At 72.0% G+C, this 17,843-nt stretch carries 14 protein-coding genes; 8 read left to right on the top strand and 6 right to left on the bottom strand.

Features of this window, described 5'->3' with window-relative positions; translation table 11 throughout:
* Positions 1–471 precede the first annotated feature (471 nt).
* The 3 genes from M5362_RS26110 to M5362_RS26100 all read left to right on the top strand — a co-directional run bounded on the left by M5362_RS26110 (position 472) and on the right by M5362_RS26100 (position 3,375).
* Positions 472–981 carry a cysteine dioxygenase family protein gene (locus M5362_RS26110; protein WP_260230193.1) on the top strand — a complete coding sequence of 170 codons (510 nt, stop codon included), beginning with the start codon at positions 472–474 and terminating at the stop codon, positions 979–981.
* 118 nt (positions 982–1,099) lie between these two features.
* Positions 1,100–2,056 (top strand): 2-phospho-L-lactate transferase, encoded by a 957-nt coding sequence (gene cofD / locus M5362_RS26105; protein WP_260230192.1) that lies wholly within the window; start codon positions 1,100–1,102, stop codon positions 2,054–2,056.
* The gene (locus M5362_RS26100; RefSeq protein ID WP_260230191.1) at positions 2,053–3,375 is read left to right on the top strand and encodes a coenzyme F420-0:L-glutamate ligase; all 1,323 of its coding nucleotides are present in this window, start codon (positions 2,053–2,055) and stop codon (positions 3,373–3,375) included. Before cofD ends, M5362_RS26100 begins: the two co-directional genes overlap by 4 nt.
* 64 nt (positions 3,376–3,439) lie before the next feature.
* Here M5362_RS26100 and M5362_RS26095 read toward each other — a convergent pair whose 3' ends face one another.
* From M5362_RS26095 to M5362_RS26085, 3 genes are all read right to left on the bottom strand, one after another.
* On the bottom strand, positions 3,440–4,444 hold the full coding sequence (locus tag M5362_RS26095; RefSeq protein WP_260230190.1) for a DNA-3-methyladenine glycosylase: 1,005 nt from the start codon (positions 4,442–4,444) through the stop codon (positions 3,440–3,442).
* A 199-nt stretch (positions 4,445–4,643) separates the two neighbouring features.
* Positions 4,644–5,726 (bottom strand): NDP-sugar synthase, encoded by a 1,083-nt coding sequence (locus M5362_RS26090; RefSeq protein ID WP_260230189.1) that lies wholly within the window; start codon positions 5,724–5,726, stop codon positions 4,644–4,646.
* A 111-nt stretch (positions 5,727–5,837) separates the two neighbouring features.
* Complete coding sequence (locus M5362_RS26085; protein WP_260230188.1) at positions 5,838–7,250, bottom strand: peptidoglycan recognition protein; 1,413 nt, start codon at positions 7,248–7,250, stop codon at positions 5,838–5,840.
* A 137-nt stretch (positions 7,251–7,387) separates the two neighbouring features.
* Here M5362_RS26085 and M5362_RS26080 point away from each other — a divergent pair, with 137 nt between their 5' ends.
* From M5362_RS26080 to M5362_RS26060, 5 genes are all read left to right on the top strand, one after another.
* Complete coding sequence (locus M5362_RS26080) at positions 7,388–8,140, top strand: TIGR03089 family protein (protein ID WP_260230187.1); 753 nt, start codon at positions 7,388–7,390, stop codon at positions 8,138–8,140.
* 332 nt (positions 8,141–8,472) lie between these two features.
* Positions 8,473–9,666 carry an LCP family protein gene (locus M5362_RS26075; RefSeq protein WP_260230186.1) on the top strand — a complete coding sequence of 398 codons (1,194 nt, stop codon included), beginning with the start codon at positions 8,473–8,475 and terminating at the stop codon, positions 9,664–9,666.
* A gap of 245 nt (positions 9,667–9,911) precedes the next feature.
* Entirely contained in the window at positions 9,912–11,681 is a 1,770-nt protein-coding gene (locus tag M5362_RS26070; RefSeq protein WP_260230185.1) for an LCP family protein, read from the top strand.
* A gap of 50 nt (positions 11,682–11,731) precedes the next feature.
* The gene (locus M5362_RS26065; RefSeq protein ID WP_260230184.1) at positions 11,732–13,468 is read left to right on the top strand and encodes an LCP family protein; all 1,737 of its coding nucleotides are present in this window, start codon (positions 11,732–11,734) and stop codon (positions 13,466–13,468) included.
* 299 nt (positions 13,469–13,767) lie between these two features.
* Entirely contained in the window at positions 13,768–14,196 is a 429-nt protein-coding gene (locus M5362_RS26060) for a hypothetical protein (protein ID WP_260230183.1), read from the top strand.
* A gap of 68 nt (positions 14,197–14,264) precedes the next feature.
* Here M5362_RS26060 and M5362_RS26055 read toward each other — a convergent pair whose 3' ends face one another.
* Genes M5362_RS26055 through M5362_RS26045 form a run of 3 tightly spaced genes read right to left on the bottom strand, consistent with a single transcriptional unit; the run spans position 14,265 to position 17,664 of the window.
* Positions 14,265–15,527 carry an ABC transporter permease gene (locus M5362_RS26055; RefSeq protein ID WP_260230182.1) on the bottom strand — a complete coding sequence of 421 codons (1,263 nt, stop codon included), beginning with the start codon at positions 15,525–15,527 and terminating at the stop codon, positions 14,265–14,267.
* Entirely contained in the window at positions 15,524–16,252 is a 729-nt protein-coding gene (locus M5362_RS26050) for an ABC transporter ATP-binding protein (RefSeq protein ID WP_260230181.1), read from the bottom strand. Before M5362_RS26050 ends, M5362_RS26055 begins: the two co-directional genes overlap by 4 nt.
* The gene (locus tag M5362_RS26045) at positions 16,249–17,664 is read right to left on the bottom strand and encodes a peptidoglycan-binding protein (protein ID WP_260230180.1); all 1,416 of its coding nucleotides are present in this window, start codon (positions 17,662–17,664) and stop codon (positions 16,249–16,251) included. Before M5362_RS26045 ends, M5362_RS26050 begins: the two co-directional genes overlap by 4 nt.
* Between the last annotated feature and the right edge of the window lie 179 nt (positions 17,665–17,843).

The following is a 17,843-nucleotide window of genomic DNA, read 5'->3' as shown; positions in this document are numbered from 1 at the left end:
GGCCTGGCCGCACCGCTCCCTCTCCAGAGAGAGACGCCCGAACCGTGGATCTTGTTGCGATCCAGCCACGGAAGCGATCCGGATCACAGTCTGATCACGGGACCTCAGCCGCGTTTACGGGCACGGATGTTGCGCCATGTGTCCCGCTCAGGGGCTGCACAAACCTTTCTTCCGCCGCTGTAACCGGAAGAGGTGAAACATTACCCCCAAAACGGGCATTGAGTTGACAGTCGGGTGACCCTCCCGTCACCTTTGATGTCATGCCAGCGACCTCAGCGCCCTCCGCGACCCACACCCGTGGGTACCGCAGCGCTGTCCAGGCGCGCTGTTGCTGTTGCTGTTCCAGCTGTTGATGCCCCAGAGCTCCAGCGCCTTTTCTCCGCGTTGCCCGCGTTGCCCCGCGTGACCCCTTGCACCGCCTCTGCGTGACCCCCGCCACGACTTCGTTTCTGCCGAGGAACCACCGCACCCATGAACAGCGACAGCGACCTTCAGATCGCCGGCGACATCCTCGAGGTACAGCACCTCCTGCAGCCCGCCCGCGAGCACCGCGCCACCGTGGCCGAGTTCGTCGGCCTCGCGCGCTCCATCGCCGCCGACCGCGCGCAGTGGGCCCCGCACATCGAGTACGACGCCACCAGCCGCTGGTACCACCGGTTGCGCACGGGCCCCGGCTACGAGGTCTGGCTGCTCTCCTGGGTGCCCGGCCAGGGCAGCGGACTCCACGACCACGGCCTCTCCTCCGGTGTACTGGCCGTCCTGGAGGGCGAACTGACGGAGCGTACGGACCGGGGCGTGCGGACCCTCACGCCGGGAGCGCAGCGGGTGTTCGCGCCGGGGTACGTCCACGAGGTCGTCAACGACTCGCTGGAGCCGGCGGTCAGCCTGCACGTCTACTACCCCGGCCTCACCGCGATGCCGATGCACGAGTCCCTGCGCGCCCAGTGCGCCCCGGCGGCCCCGGGAGCCGTCCCGGCCTGACAGGCCCTCCCGTCGCCCGGCCACCACCCCTCAGAGGATCAGGCTGCGCCTGACAGCCCCTCCCGTCGCCCGGCCACCACCCCTCAGAGGATCAGGCTGCGCCTGACAGACTGTCTGCATGCGCATTGTGGTTCTGGCCGGTGGCATCGGTGGTGCCCGCTTCCTTCGCGGCCTCAAGCAGGCCGCTCCGGACGCGGAGATCACGGTCGTCGGCAACACCGGTGACGACATCCATCTCTTCGGACTGAAGGTCTGCCCGGACCTCGACACGGTGATGTACACCCTCGGCGGTGGCATCAACGAGGAGCAGGGCTGGGGCCGCGAGGACGAGTCCTTCACGGTGAAGGAGGAGCTCGCCGCGTACGGGGTGGGGCCGGAGTGGTTCGGCCTCGGCGACCGCGACTTCGCGACGCACATCGTCCGTACGCAGATGCTCGGCGCCGGCTATCCGCTCAGCGCGGTGACCGAGGCGCTGTGCGCCCGCTGGCAGCCGGGCGTGCGCCTGCTGCCGATGTCCGACGACCGCGTCGAGACGCATGTCGCCATCGACGTGGACGGCGAGTCCCGGGCGGTGCACTTCCAGGAGTACTGGGTGAAGCTGCGGGCGTCCGTGGACGCCCAGGCCGTGGTGGCCGTCGGCGCCGAGGCCGCGAAGCCCGCGCCCGGTGTCCTGGAGGCCGTCGCGGAGGCGGACGTGATCCTCTTCCCGCCGTCCAACCCGGTCGTGTCGGTCGGCACGATCCTCTCCGTACCGGGCATCCGCGAGGCGATCGCCGAGGCGGACGCGCCGGTGGTCGGCCTCTCCCCCATCGTCGGCGACGCTCCCGTACGGGGCATGGCCGACAAGGTCCTCGCGGCGGTCGGTGTCGAGACCACCGCATCGGCGGTGGCGCGGCACTACGGCGCGGGGCTGCTCGACGGCTGGCTGGTCGACACGGTCGACACGGGCGTGGTCGAGGAGGTCGAGTCGGCGGGGATCCGCTGCCGGGCCGTGCCGCTGATGATGACGGACCTGGACGCGACGGCGGCGATGGCGCGCGAGGCGCTGGCGCTGGCGGAGGAGGTCCGGGGATGACGGGTCCTGCGGACGGCTCCCCGGCTGTGGGCTATCGCGTGTGGGCGCTCCCCGGGCTGCCCGAGGTACGGGCCGGGGACGATCTCGCCAAGCTCATCACCTCCGTCTCCCCCGGCCTGGAGGACGGCGACGTCCTGCTCGTCACCTCCAAGATCGTGAGCAAGGCCGAGGGGCGGGTGATCGCCGCCGACGACCGCGAGGAGGCGATCGACGCCGAGACGGTACGGGTGGTGGCGCGGCGCGGCGCTCTGCGGATCGTCGAGAACCGGCAGGGGCTCGTGATGGCCGCGGCCGGGGTCGACGCCTCCAACACCCCTGCCGGGACGGTGCTGTTGCTGCCCGTCGACCCGGACGCCTCGGCCCGCGCGATACGGGACGGGCTGCGCGACACGCTCGGCGTCGACGTCGGTGTCGTCGTCACGGACACCTTCGGGCGGCCCTGGCGCAGCGGTCTGACCGACGTCGCCATCGGCGCGGCGGGGGTGCGGGTCCTGGACGACCTGCGCGGCGGTACGGACGCGCACGGCAATCCGCTCAGCGCCACGGTGGTCGCCACCGCCGACGAGCTCGCCGCCGCGGGCGACCTGGTGAAGGGCAAGGCGGAGGGGCTGCCGGTCGCCGTCGTCCGGGGCCTGCCGCACGTGGTGGACGCCTCCTGCGACGAGGGCGCCCGGGCGCTGGTGCGCGGAGCGGCCGACGACATGTTCCGGCTCGGGACCTCCGAGGCGGTACGGGAGGCGGTGACCCTGCGGCGTACCGTCCGGGAGTTCACCGACGAGCCCGTGGACCCGGGCGCCGTACGGCGGGCGGTGGCCGCCGCCGTGACGGCCCCGGCGCCGCACCACACCACGCCGTGGCGGTTCGTGCTCCTGGAGTCGGAGGCCTCGCGCGTCCGGCTGCTGGACGCGATGCGGGACGCGTGGATCGCGGACCTGCGGCGGGACGGCAAGTCCGAGGAGTCGGTCGCGAAGCGCGTGCGCCGCGGCGACGTCCTGCGGAACGCTCCGTACCTCGTCGTGCCCTGCCTGGTCATGGACGGCTCGCACCACTACGGCGACCCGCGCCGCGACGCCGCCGAGCGCGAGATGTTCGTGGTCGCGACGGGCGCGGGCGTCCAGAACTTCCTGGTGGCTCTGGCGGGCGAGCGGCTCGGCTCGGCCTGGGTGTCCTCGACGATGTTCTGCCGCGAGGTCGTACGGGACGTCCTCGGGCTCCCCGCCGACTGGGACCCGATGGGCGCGGTGGCGGTGGGCCACGCGGCCGCACCGCCGAAGGACCGGCCGGCTCGGCAGGCGGGGCAGTTCATCGAGGTCCGGTAGCGCCCGGCGGCCCCGCCGGCCGCCACCCGCACCCGCTTGCCGCCACCCGGGCACCATCGCGCTCTCAGAGGGACGCGATGTCGCCCGGGGTCATGCGGGGCGCCCTGCGGGGCGGGGTCCGGCCGCTGAGCAGGATGAGCCGCGCCGCGCGGTGGCGCTGTCCCGCGTAGGGGGCGAGGAGTTCGAGCATCGCCGCGTCGTCGGCGGCGCGGTCGTCCGCGAGGGCGTAACCGACGATGCCGGGCAGGTGGTAGTCGCCGACGCTCACGGCGTCCGGGGCGCCGTTGCTGCGCTGGACCGTCTCGGCCGAGGTCCAGGGGCCGATCCCGGGAATCAACTCCAGCCGCCGCTGGGCCTGTTCGGGATCCATGCCCGCGGCCTCCTCCATCCGGCGGGCGACCTTGGCGGCGCGCAGGATCGTGGCGGCACGCTTGTTGTCGACGCCCGCGCGGTGCCACTCCCAGGACGGGATGAGCGACCAGGTGCGGGCGTCGGGGATCACATGGAGGCGGTGCGCCTCGGGGCCCGGGGCGGGCTCGCCGTACTTCCGTACGAGCAGCCGCCAGGCACCGTAGGCCTCGTGGGTGGTGACCTTCTGCTCCAGGATCGACGGGATCAGGGACTCCATCACCAGTCCCGTACGGGTCAGCCGGAGGCCGGGGCGGCGTCGGTGCGTCGCGGCGAGGAGTCGGTGGCGGGGGGTGAACGCGCCCGGGTCGTCCTCGGCGCCGAGCAGCCGGGGCAGCCCGTCCAGGAGCCAGTCCGCGCCAGGCCCCCAGGCCTCTGCCTCCGCCGTGCCCTGCCGGAGGGCGACCCGGAGCGTTCCGGGGCCGTCGGGGGTGCGGGCGGTGCGCCAGACGGAGCCGTCGGGGGTGGTACGGAAGGTGGGGTCGGCGGGGCCGCGGCGCAGCGGGCCGAGGGTGAGGCCGAGGTCGGTCGGGGCGGCCGGGGTCCAGCGGCGGGTCGCCCCGGAGACCGGGCCGGGCACCCTGGCGGCGGGTACGGGGACATGGCCGCCGCGCACGGTGGTGCGGGTCGTCGGGGTACGGGGTGCGAAGCGGCCGGCCATGCCTACGAGCGTATCCGGGGCCCGTGCCCCTGCGGGTGGGGGTGCACCGGGGCCCTAGGGGGGCGCGTCGCCCTAGGGGGCGCGTCGCCCTAGGGGCGCATGGCCCCGGCAGGCGGGGGGTGCACCCCCCGCCCCCTAGGGCGCCGTGCCCTGTGGGCGCAGCTCCATCGCGCCCCGGCCCTGGGCCGGCGTACGTCCCCTACTGGTCCGAGGAGAAGCGGACCGCGCCCGCCGGGAGCGTGGTGTCGCACCAGACGCGGACGCCGTCGCGGAGCTCGTTGTCCGGGCCCACGCGCGCGCCGTCCCCGATGACCGCGCCCGTCAGGACCGTACGCGCGCCGATGCGGGCGCCCGCTCCGATCAGGGAGTCGGTGATCACCGCGCCCGCTTCGACGACCGCGCCCGCGTGGAGCGTCGAGCCCGAGATACGGGCGCCCTCGCCGACCACGGCGCCCGCGCCCACGACCGTACCGCCGGTGAGCTTGGCGTCCGGGGCCACGCGTGCCGACGGGAGGACCAGGCGGTCGCCGCAGCGGCCCGGGACCGCCGGGGAGGGGGCCCGGCCCAGGACCAGGTCCGCGGAGCCGCGGACGAAGGCCTGGGGCGTGCCGAGGTCGAGCCAGTAGGTGGAGTCCACGAGGCCCTGGAGGTGGGCCCCGGAGGCGAGCAGCTCGGGGAAGGTCTCCCGCTCCACCGAGACCGGTCGTCCCGTGGGGATCGTGTCGATGACCGAGCGCCGGAAGACGTAGGCCCCCGCGTTGATCTGGTCGGTGACGATCTCCTCTGGCGTCTGCGGCTTCTCCAGGAACGCGGTGACCCGGCCGGTCGGGTCCGTCGGAACCAGACCGAACGCCCTCGGGTCGTCGACCCGGGTCAGGTGCAGCGAGACGTCCGCGCCCGAGTCGTCGTGCGCGGCGACCAGGGCCCGGATGTCCAGGCCCGTCAGGATGTCGCCGTTGAAGACGAGGACCGGGTCGTCCGGGCCCGAGTGGAGGCGCGAGGCGACGTTGCGGATGGCGCCGCCCGTGCCGAGCGGCTCCTCCTCCGTGACGTACTCCAGGCTGAGCCCCAGCGACGAGCCGTCCCCGAAGTACGGCTCGAAGACCTCGGCCAGGTACGAGGTGGCGAGCACCACGTGCTCGACGCCCGCGGCCCTGGCCCGCGCCAGCTGGTGCGTCAGGAACGGCACGCCCGCCGCCGGGACCATGGGCTTCGGCGTGTTCACCGTGAGGGGTCGCAGCCGTGTGCCCTTGCCCCCGACCAGGAGGATCGCTTCTGTCACCTGTCGTCTCTGCTTCCTGTCCGGGGCCGGTCTCATCGCCCGTGTGTTCGTCTCGCTCGTCCGGGCGATATGACCGGTCAGTTTATGCAGATGGTCGGACCGGCGGTCTCATCAGCGTCCCTGGAGCTTCGCGGACGCGGTCCGAGTGGTGCCGAGCTTCCCGTAGAGGCGCGCTCCCGGGCAGGACGTCGCGAAGCCGTCACGGTGTCCCGCGATGGCGTTGAACGTGACCTTCTTGCCCTTCTTGTACTTCCCGCCGGCGGAGACCAGCGTCGTCCTCCCCTTCGGATTCACCCCGTGCAGCCCCAGCTTCCACGCCGTCAGCCTCGCGACGGCGTTGACCGCGGCGGCGGGCGGAGTCTTCGACGTGAAGGTGCCGAGGACGGCGATGCCCATGCTGTTGGTGTTGAAACCGAGCGTGTGGGCGCCGTGGACCGGCTTGGCCACGCCCCCGGCGCGGCCTTCGTAGATGTTTCCGCACTTGTCGACGGCGAAGTTGTAGCCGAAGTCACGCCAGCCACTGCTCTGCGTGTGGTAGCGGTAGATACTGCGGAGGACGGAGGGCGCCTGCTTGCAGGTGTAGTTGTTGCCGGTCGCGCTGTGATGGACGAAGGCGGCCTTGACCGCCTTGGTGTAGACGAAGCCCTTCTCCCGCAGCCTCTCGTCGGCGCCCCAGCCCTTGCGCGTGATGATCTTCGGGCGGGGTCCGATGTACGGCTTCGCGGCGACGGCGGCCGGGATGGCTGCCGTATCGACCGGGGCGAGCTGGGCGTTCACGGAGGCGGCGGCCGCCTCCTCGACGGTCGGTGCCCGGTGCGTCAGGCGCGCCCCGTGGGGCATGCGCGACTGCGGCGCCCCCAAGGTTCCCTGCCTGGCGCCTGGAGCCGGGGCGGGGTCGACGGCCGGCTCCGGTCCCGGGTCGACGAGTTCGATGCGGAGTCCGGCGGGGAGGCGTCCGGTCTCCGTCCCCGGCAGGTCCTTGTACCGGTCCGGCTCCACGCGGACCTCGACACCGTCCGAGTCGCCGACCCAGAGCGGCGCGGTGGCCCCGCGGACCGCGCCCGAGGCCTCCGCGGTGCCGGGGTCGGCCCCGTGGTCGTCGTTGTGGATCTCCACGTCCTGCCACTGCGACCAGGCCGCGCTCCCGCTGGCCCGGGTGCGGACCTGGACGGTGCCGTGGAGGTGTGCCCGGACGTCGTCCCAGACGACGCCCACGAGGGAGAAGGGTCTGACGTCCCGTCGGGTCAGGCCCTGCGCCCCCGCGGCACCGGCGGAGCCGACGGCCCGGCGGCCGTCCACGAGCGGCGCGAGCGGCAGGGACTGGGTGGATCCGGCGACGTCCGACTCCGCGCCGACGGCGGGTGGCGCCGCTTCCCGCGCGGGGGGATCCAGGGCGGCCGGCGCCGCCGTGGGCATGGTCGGCGCGCCCGGCTGCAGTGATGCTGCGGGGGTCGCGAGGGTCATCGGAAGGGCGAGCGCCGTCGCGCACGTGACGGCGATGGAGGTGGCGAGGTAGGCACGCATGAAGCGATCGTCGGCAGGCGGAGCCGGTTCCGCTCGGCGGAATCCCGTCGGGAAACTGACGGCCCGTCGGTCCGACCGGAGGACGGCGTCACCGGTACGGCGGGTCCCCGCACCCCTCCCCGCGTACCCTTGCCCGCGTGAACGCCAGCGACCGCACCCCCGCCGACCTGCTGCGATCCGCGCTCGCCGCGGACCCCGCCCGCCCCTTGGTCACCTTCTACGACGACGCCACCGGTGAGCGCGTCGAATTGTCCGTGGCCACCTTCGCCAATTGGGTGGCCAAGACCGCCAACCTTCTCCAGGGGGAGCTCTCCGCCTCCCCGGGCGACCGGCTCGCACTGCTGCTGCCGGCGCACTGGCAGACGGCGGTCTGGCTGCTCGCCTGCTCGTCCGTGGGCGTGACCGCGGAGCTCGGCGGGGACCCGGCCGACGCCGACTACGTGGTCGCGGGGCCCGACACGCTCGACGCGGGCCTGGCCTGCTCGGGAGACCGGATCGCGCTCTCCCTCGCGCCCATGGGCCGCCGCTTCCCGGCCCCGCCCGCCGGGTACGCGGACTACGCGGTCGAGGTGCCGAGCCAGGGTGACCGCTTCGCCCCGTTCGTCCCGGTGGACGCCGACTCCCCGGCCCTGCTGGCCGGCGGTACGGAACTGACGGGCGCCCAGCTCGTCGAGCGGGCCCGCGCGGACGCCGGGGCGCTGGGCCTGGCTCCCGGGGCGCGCCTCCTCTCCGGGCGTCCGTACGACACCTGGGACGGGGTCTCCGCCGGGCTGTACGCACCGCTGGCGGCCGGCGCCTCCGTCGTCCTGTGCCGGAACCTGGACCTGCTGGCGCCCGAGGCGCTGGAGAAGCGCGTGGAGAGCGAGCGGGTCACGGCGACCGCCGCCTGACGTGGCGGGGCGGCGCGCGGCGCGCCGCCCCGACCAGCGCATGGCGGGCGGCGGGCCGGCGCACGGCGGGCCGCACAGGAACCCGGCCACGGACCCGGCCACGAGCCGCGCGGCGCGCCGCCGTATGGCAGTCGGCCCGAGGATCCACCCGTACGGCAGCCGGCCCGAGGATCCACCCGTATGGCGCACCGACTCGCCGAGTCCCCGGGTCCGTGCGTCAACTCCGGTACATGATCGGCGGGTACGTACCCCCTCCCGCACAACCAAGCGTCAGGTTCGGCCGTCCAACTCTTCGAACGGCGGCGCCGGGCGCGCCGCCGACGCCGCGAAGGATGGACCCAGACGTGACGGACAGTCCCGGCACGCCCGCCGAACCGGAGGCCCCGCGCAAACGCCACTGGCTGCGCTGGACGGCACTCGGGGTCTCGGTCGTCGTCCTCGCCGCGGCGGGTGCCGGCTGGTGGCTCTACCGCAAGCTCGACGGCAACATCACCACGGACACCGACGCCGCCGCCGAGCTGCTCAGGTACGAGAAGGAGCGCCCCGCGGCGGGCGCGATGGGCGCGCAGAACATCCTGCTCATCGGCTCCGACACCCGGACCGGCGCGGGCAACACCAAGTACGGGAGGGACAAGGGCACCCAGCGCTCCGACACCACGATCCTGCTGCACATCGCGGCGGGGCGGTCGAGCGCGACGGCCGTCTCCCTCCCGCGCGACCTGATGGTGAACATGCCCAGTTGCCGCACACCGGACGGAACGCGCACAAAGCCGCAATTCGCCCAGTTCAACTCGGCCTTCGAGGTCGGGGGCACGGCGTGCACGATCCGCACCGTCGAGCGGCTCACGGGGATCCGGATCGACCACCACATGGTGATCGACTTCCGGGGCTTCAAGAAGATGGTCGACGCCGTCGACGGGGTCGAGGTCTGCCTGCGGGAGCCCATCGACGACAAGGACGCCAAGCTGAAGCTGGCCGCCGGGCGCCAGACGCTCGACGGCGAGCAGGCGCTGGGCTACGTACGGGCCCGCAAGTCGCTCGGCAACGGCAGCGACACGGAACGCATGGACCGCCAGCAGCAGTTCCTGGGCGCCCTGGTCAACAAGGTGCAGAGCAACGGCGTCCTGCTGAACCCGACCCGGCTCTACCCGGTCCTGGACGCGGCGACGAAGTCCATCACGACCGACCCGGGACTGGCCTCGCTGCGCGATCTGTACGACCTGGCGCGGTCGATGCGGTCGGTCCCCACGGAGAAGGTGCAATTCCTCACGGTTCCGCGGCGGCCGTACTCGTACAACGCAAACCGGGACGAACTCGTCCAACCGGACGCGAGTCAACTTTTCAAGCGGCTCCGCGAGGACAAGCCCGTGACGGTGACGCAGGGCGCCGACCCTTCGGCCTCGCCCCGGGCGAGCGGGGGCGAAGTCACCGAGGGCGACGGGAAGGCGGGCACCGCGAGCTCCCCGACTCCGGCGCCGACACCGACCTTCGCGGGGCGCAACGCGGCGGATGGAGCGTGCGCCTAGGAGTGCGTAAGTAAAGGGAAGTCCAAGGAGTTGGAGGGGAAGGCGGTGTGGATGAGGTTTGGGCAAATTGCCCAGTTGTAAGGGGCGTGGAATTTGTCACGGACGTCGCCCCACGCTGAACTGGGCGGATAGTGTGACGCGATCCGGTGCTTCCGACCGCTTGGTCGCGCACTCAACGGATCGAACGACCGAGCGCCAGCCGGGGGAGGCGCCTCGCGTGGCACCGACGGAGGATTCAAGTAACCGTGGACGCGCACAGCCGTGGACAGGCGGATGAGATCGACCCCGCCGACCAGTGGGTCCTCAACCCGCAGACGGGCAATTACGAACTGCGACTGAACCACTCCGCTGGGCAGTCGGCACCGCAGTCCCGGCCCCGCGGCGCCACCCCTCCCGCCCCCAGATCCGCCGAGGGTTCCCGCTCCGGCCAGCGCTCCCGTACGACCGGTGCGCCGACCGAGGCACCCGTCCCCGGCCAGCGCCGGCGCCGCGCCCCCGAGGCCCCCGGCGGCGGGCAGCCGCAGACCGGGCGCCGCAAGCGCAAGCCGGCGAAGTCCCGGAAGAAGAAGGTCCTGCTCTGGACCGGCGGGACGATGGCGTTCGTGCTCCTGGCCGGCGGTGTGGGCGTGTACGCGCTCTACAACAAGTTCAACGGCAACATCAGCACCATCGACGTCGGTGACGCCGCAGCCGGCGGCGAGTCGATGGAGGGGCCGCTGAACATCCTGATCATCGGCAACGACGTCCGCACCGGCGAGGGCAACACGAGCTACGGGAACAAGACCAACGTCACCGGCCACGCCGACACGACGTTCCTCTTCCACGTCTCGGAGGACCGCACCAACGCGACGGCCCTGAGCATCCCCCGCGACCTCAAGGTCAAGATCCCCGACTGCCCCACGAAGCAGACCGACGGTTCGACCAAGGTCATCCCCGGCTCGGTCGGAACCACGAGGTTCAACGAGTCGTTCGGCGTGAACGGCCGTGACCCGGGCTGCACGATGCGCACCGTCAAGGAACTCACGGGCGGGATCGAGATCAACCACTTCATGATGGTCGACTTCAACGCCGTCAAGACGCTGTCGACCGCCGTCGGCGGCGTGAAGGTCTGCCTCTCCAAGCCCATCCGCGACAAGAGCTACTCCAAGCTCAACCTCTCGGAGGGCGAGCACACGATCATGGGCGAGGACGCGCTCGCGTTCCTCCGCAACCGGCACGGTCTCGGCAACGAGAGCGACCTCGACCGGATCAAGATGCAGCAGCAGTTCCTCGCCTCGATGATCCGGCAGATGAAGGAAGACACGCTCGAGAGCCCGACGAAGCTGTACAAGGTCGCGGACGCGGCGACCCAGGCGCTCACGGTGGACAGCGGAATAGGCACCGCCCTGAAGCTGACCACCCTCGCCAAGGAGCTCGGAAAGGTCGACCTGAAGAACATCAGCTTCATGACCGTTCCGGTGCGCGACAACCCGGACGAGCCGCCCAACGCTAGGGCAACCGTCGTCCTCGACCCGGCCACGGCACCGCAGGTGTTCAGCATGGTGCAGAACGACGTCTCCTTCACCGAGGTGAAGCAGAAGGAGAAGGACGCCAAGAACGCCCAGGCGCAGGCGCAGGCGAAGCTGCTCCAGGGGACCCGCGCCAAGGCGTCCGCGGTCCGTGTCGACGTCTACAACGGCAGCGGCATCCAGGGCGCCGCACAGAAGACGATCGACTGGCTGCAGAACGACCAGGGTGTGACGCGGTCGACGAACAAGGCCAACGCGCCCGAGAAGGCGGCGAAGACCACGCTCACGTACGCGCCGAACCAGGCCGACCAGGCCCGCAAGCTGGCGGACATGATGGGCCTGCCGGCAACGGCGCTCAAGCCGGGAACCACGGATGCCGGGAACCTGGAGCCCATGACTCTCGTCCTCGGATCCGACTTCAAGGGCGCAGGGGTGCCCATCACCGGACCGACCAAGGCACCGGAGGTCGACAAGGTGGAAGCCGACAAGAAGGTGTGCGCCAAGTGACCCCGGGCTCCGGGTCACGGGCCACGTCCGAGTACTGAGGGGAACCAGGGGTGGGACAGAACGGGGTACGCAGGGCGGGGACGCGAGGGGGCGTCCCGCGCCCCCGCGATCTGGGGTGGGACGAAAGCCTGTACGACGACCGGGGTGAGGGCCCGGCCGTCGGCACCGAGGTCGCGGAGAACGGATCGAACGACGGCGAGGGCGCGGGCCGGGGTGACGGCCCTCGGGAGGGCCGGGCGAACCACCGGCGCAAGGGGCCGCGCAAGCGCGCCAAGAAGAGCGGCAAACGCAAGGTGCTGCGCTGGGTCGCCGCGACCCTGTCCCTGCTGATACTTGGCACGGCCGGCGCCGGATACCTGTACTACCAGCACCTCAACGGCAACCTCCGCGGCGGAAGCCGTGCGGGCGGCGACAGCGGCGTGAAGAAGGCGTCGCCGAACGCGCTCGGCGACACCCCGCTCAACATCCTCCTGATCGGCTCCGACAGCCGAGCCGACGCCAAGAACGTGGCGCTCGGCGGCGGCAAGAACGAGCGCGACCGCAAGCCGCTGGCCGATGTGCAGATGCTGCTGCACATCTCGGCCGACCGCGAGAACGCCAACATCATCTCGATCCCGCGCGACACGGTCGTCCCGATCCCGGCGTGCAAGGACGAGAACGGCACGTCGTACGCCGCCACGACCAACAGGCCGATCAACGAGACGCTCGCGCGCGGCGGCCCCGGCTGCACCCTCACCACCTGGGAGAGCCTCACCGGGGTCTACATCGACCACTGGATGATGGTCGACTTCGCGGGTGTGGTCGCGATGGCCGACGAGGTCGGCGGCGTACCGGTCTGTGTGACGACCGGCGTCCACGACAAGTCGACCAGGCTTCAGAAGGGCGGTTCCGGCCTCAAGCTGAAGGAGGGAACCACCGAGATCAAGGGCGAGCAGGCGCTCCAGTGGCTGCGCACCCGGCACGCGTTCGGCAACGACCAGAACCGCGCCAAGGCCCAGCACATGTACATGAACGGCATGATGGAGAAGCTCCAGAGCCAGAACGCCTGGACCGACACCGGACGCCTCATGGGCCTTGCCGAGACCGCCACACAGGCCCTTCAGGTCTCGGACGAGATCCGCTCGGTGTCGAAGCTCTTCGATCTGTCGATGCAGCTCAAGAACGTGAAGCTCGACCGCCTCACGACGACGACGGTCCCGACGGGACCGTACCCGCCGAAGCCGAACCAGTGGCTCCAGCTGGTCCCCTCCTCCGCCGACAAGATGTGGTCGATGCTCCGCGACGACATCGCCTTCGACAAGAACGGCGACCCGTCCGGCGCCAAGCCGTCCGCCTCCGCCTCCGCGAAGCCGAAGGGCCCGACCGCTGCCGCGCCGAACACCCTGGGCATCACCGTGATCAACGGCACGGGTGTCGACGGCCAGATGTCCGTGGACGGCCGGGCGAGCGGCATGGCGAAGACCCTTCAGGGCAAGGGGTTCACGCAGGCGGCCGCCGCTCAGAGCGCCGCGCCCCGCAAGGACACGGTGGTCACGTACCCGAAGTCGGCCGGCGACCAGGGCAAGGCGGACGCCCTGTCCGTGGCCCAGGCCCTCGGTCTGCCGGACTCGGCGGTCCGGGCGGACGCGAAGGCGGAGAACATCACCCTCGTCGTCGGCGGCGACTGGCGCGAGGGCGCCACGTACAAGAAGCCGAAGCACGAGGCGGGCGACCTGCCGGAGGGCGCGGACGACAAGGTGGACTGCATGGAGGTCTACTCCGTCTACAAGTGGGACGGCAAGAGCTGACCGACGGCGTCACACGATCACGGCCGGGCCCTTCGGGGTCCGGCCGTTTCGCGTGGAGCGCCCCCGGCGGCGCCGGCTCGCCACCGCGCCGTACGTCCGCGGCTCGGTGGAGCCCCGGCCACCGCGCCGTACGTCCGCGGCTCCGCACCGATTCACCCAGGATCTTCCAACTCGCCTTGCACAGACTTGATATGACCCTCCATCAGGGTGACGGCAATCACACCCGTGATCATTTACTTCGATCGATCATTGGCTATAGCTTCAGCGGGCTTCGCCTGCCGTTAACTTGGAGCTCAGCCATGAACTTTGCAAAGAAGGCCGCCTCGACTCTCGGTGCTCTCACCGCGATAGCCGGTCTCTCCCTCGTCAATGCCCCCTCCGCCGCCGCCAGCACCCCCTCCGGCTGCGCCAACGTGTCTCAGGTCGGCTCCACCCGGGTGATCCAGATCGGCGGCATGGACGCCGCGTCGGTCAAGCAGTACTACGGCTGTGGATACAACTACGCCTACATCTACGTGTGGCAGCAGTTCCGGAGCGCGCACTCGAACTGGGACCTCTACGTCCACGTCGTGAACCACTCCGACTCCGGCAACGACTACGGCGACGCGCGGCTGACCAACACCACGCGCTCCGAGCTCTGGGGCCCGGCCGCCGACACCGCGGCCTTCTGCACCCACGCCACGGGCTACCTGAACTCGACCGGCGGCTCGACCTCCAAGGTCTGCTGAACACGGCACCGGCGCGCATCGTCGCCGACTGAGGGGAGCCCCGCGCAGTGGCGGGGCTCCCCTCAGGCCTAGCGCCGCAGGGCCTCCACCGGTTGGATGCGGCTCGCGCGCCAGGCGGGGTACAGGCCGGCGACGAGGCCGGTCACCAGGCCGATGGCCGGAGCCGCCATCACGGTGGCGGGATGGATGACCGGGGTCCATTCGCGGGCCATCGAGGTCCCGACCACGGCGAAGGTGCCGAGGGTCGTGCCGACCAGTCCGCCCAGGGTGCCGAGAGCGCCCGACTCGGCCAGGAACTGCAGCGTGATGTGGCGGCTGCGGGCGCCCAGAGCACGGCGCAGGCCGATCTCTCCCGTCCGTTCGAGCACGGCCACGAGCGTGGTGTTGGCGATGCCGACCGCGCCGATCAGCAGGCAGATGCCCGCGAGGAGCAGGAAGAGCTGGTCGAGGTCCGAGGTGACCGCCGTCCTGAGCGACCTGGGGTCGGGAGGCGCGACGGCCTGGAAGTACTCGGGGTGCGCGGGATCGAGCGCGAGCGCGGCCTCCCCGGCGACCTGCTGGGCGGCGCCCAGCTCCGTGGAGATCAGCATCTTGGCGCGCTCGCCCCGCGGCCCGCCCCAGACGCGCTCGGCGGTGGTGCGCGGGACCACGACGGAGAGCAGTACGTCCGACTTCCGGTCGACCTCGTCGATGACGCCGATCACCGTGAAGGCGTCTCCGTCGATGAAGACCGCGGGGGCCGTCTCCAGCGTGGTGATGCCCAGCCGCGCCGCCAGCCCGGAGCCGACCACGGCGACCTGCTGCGCCTCCCGGTCGTGGTACGCGTCGAACGTCCTGCCCTGCTGAAGATGCGGGCCGGCGGCCGCCAGAACGCCGGGCGAGGCCGCGACGATCTGGCTCTGGGCCTCCTCGGCCGCCGCGCCCACGGGCGCGGACCGCACGCCCTGCCCCTCCGGTAGCCGCACCGTCCAGTACACGCCCGCGTCGCGCACCCCGTTCAGCCGCTCGATGCGCGCGTCGGCGTCCTTCGGGAAGGCGTTCTCCACGTACTCGGGCTGGTCGCCGCCGGTGTCCTCGATCGTCACCTCGGTCGCCGTCAGCTCGTTGAAACGCTCGTCGATCTGTTGGGACGTGGTGGACGTCAGGCCGAGCACGGCGACGAAGGCGCCCACGCCCAGGACGGTACCGAGCGCGGTCAGGGCCGAGCGGCCGGGCCGCTGGAGCATCCCGGCGGTGGCCTCGGACAGCAGGTCACGCAGGGAGAGCCGGGAGATCCGGACCGCGCGGTTCCGTCGGAGCCCCGGGAGCCCGAGCCGGGTGGGGCGCCTCACGCCGGGGTCCGTTCGCGCAGCAGGCCGTCCCGGATCGTCAGGGTGCGCCTGCCCCGGGCGGCGACCTCGGGGTCGTGCGTGATGACGATCAGGGTGATGCCGTCCGCGTGGAGTGCGTCGAGCAGTCCGAGGATCTGCTGCGCGGTGGTCGTGTCGAGGTTGCCGGTCGGCTCGTCGCACAGCAGCAGTGACGGCCTGCTCACCAGGGCCCGTGCGATGGCGACGCGTTGGCGCTCTCCACCGGACATACGCGTGGGCACGGCGTCGACGCGGTGGCCGAGACCGACGCGGACGAGCGCCTCGCGCGCCCGGGTGACCCGCTCGGCCCGCGGCACGCCGTTGTACGTCATGGACAGCATGACGTTCTCCAGCGAGGACCGGTGGGGCAGGAGATGGAAGCTCTGGAAGACGAACCCGATGCGGCTGCCGCGCACTCCGGCGCGCTCGCTGTCGCGGAGTCCGGCGGTGTCGATGCCGTCGAGCCGGTAGGTGCCGCCGGTCGGCCGGTCGAGGAGTCCCGCGATGTTGAGGAACGTCGACTTGCCGGAGCCCGACGGCCCGACGACCGTCAGGTAGTCACCGCGGTGGATGGTGAGGTCGAAGGGGCGCAGAGCCTCGACCGGGGGCGTTCCCGGGTAGGTGAGGGACGTGCCGCGGAAGTCGATGACGGGCACGTCGTCGGGGGCGGTCGGCGTATCCGACGCGCCCCGGGAGGTCTCGGTCACCTCTGGGTCCCCGGAGCCTCCGGAACGGCACCGGTCCCGAGGGAGCCGTCACCGGCACCGCCGCCGGTGACCGCGCCGGCACCGACGATGACGAGCTCCTTCTCGGCGAGCGTCCCGGCCACGGGGGACACCTCCACGTAGCCGTCTCCGGAGGTGCCCGGGCGGACCTCGACACGGCGGCGCGTGCCGTCCTTCCCGAGGACGGTCACGGTGGTACGGGAGTCGGCACCGGCCGACACGGCGGAGACCGGGACCACGAGCACCTTGCCGTCCGAGGTCGCCGCTTCCACCGTGAGCCGTACGTCCTGGCCCGCGAGGGTGGCCGGCAGGGCCTTGTCCGGGCTCACTTCGAGGGCGTACCCCTGCCCCTGCGGCGTCTCGCCGTCCGTGCCGCCCCCGGCCGCGACGGGCGCCTCGGAGACCGAGGCGACGACGCCGGTGGCCTCCACGCCGGTGGCCTCGGAGAGGATCCGTACCTTCTGGCCGGCCCGCACGAGGCCCTTCTCGTGTGCGGCGAGCGAGCCCTTCACCACGAGCCGTCCGGCCGAGACGGTCATGGGCTTCTCGCCGACGTCGCCGCCGACCCTGGCGGAGACCACGTCGACGCGGGCCGGGAAGGCGGACAGGTAGGCGACCTCGGACGCGGGGACCATGGGGCCGGACACGGCTTCCGCGTCGGCCAGCTTCTGTCGCGCGTCGGCCAGGTCCTCGCGGGCGTAGGTCAGCTGGTCGCCGGACGCCTCCTTCTCGGCCGCGCCCGACGTCAGCCCGGCGAGGGCGCGCTCGGCCGCCTTCACCTGGCCGCGGGCCGCCTCGACGGGATCGCCGCCCTCGCCGCCCTCGCCGCCGACGAGGACGGGGTCGTAGCCGATGGAGGCGTAGAAGGCGGTCACGGCGGCCTTGGTGCCGGGGCCGAACTCGCCCTTCCTGTCGCCGCCCGTGCCGTGCCCGAGGCCGGTCAGGGCCTTCTGCAGCTGCCTCACGTCCTCGCCGTGGGCGCCGGGCTTGAGGTCCCGGTACACCGGCAGCGTGCCGGGCAGGACGAACACCGGCCGGCCGGATATCTCCATGAGGACCCGGCCGGCTCTGAAGGTCCCGCCGGCCTGGACCAGCACCTTGGTGACGACCGGCTTGCCGCCCTCGGCCGCGGAGGCCGCGGGGGCGATGTCGACGGTCTGCGAGGCGGAGACCGTCCCTCGGGTCACGACCGTGTCGGAGAGGATCCTGCGCTCGACCGAGGCCGTCAGGACATCCGGCTCGGGCGGTGCGGCCTCCGCCGCTGCCTGCGCGGGCGACTGCACGAACGTCGCGCCCCACAGGCCTGCCCCGGAGAGCGCGAACGCGCCGACCGCGAGGGCCGTCACCGCCCTGCGCCGACGCGCGATGCCGCCCCGTCGACCTTCGTCCGACACGCCGACTCCCCGCTTTTGGAACGTGATTGATCCACCGTCAGATGGAAAGCGCCCGCCAGTTGATCACTGAACGAAGGGCGCCGTCAACACATTTTATTTCCAGCCAACTTGGCGTGATCAAGGCCTTGAGGTGCTGGTTTGTCGACTGATCTACTCGACCGCTGACCATCGGAAGGATG

The organism is Streptomyces sp. Je 1-79, from assembly GCF_025195125.1.
Classification (GTDB): Bacteria; Actinomycetota; Actinomycetes; order Streptomycetales; family Streptomycetaceae; genus Streptomyces.
The sequence above is the reverse complement of the archived record's forward strand: the minus strand, read 5'-3'. Positions and strand labels throughout refer to the sequence as shown.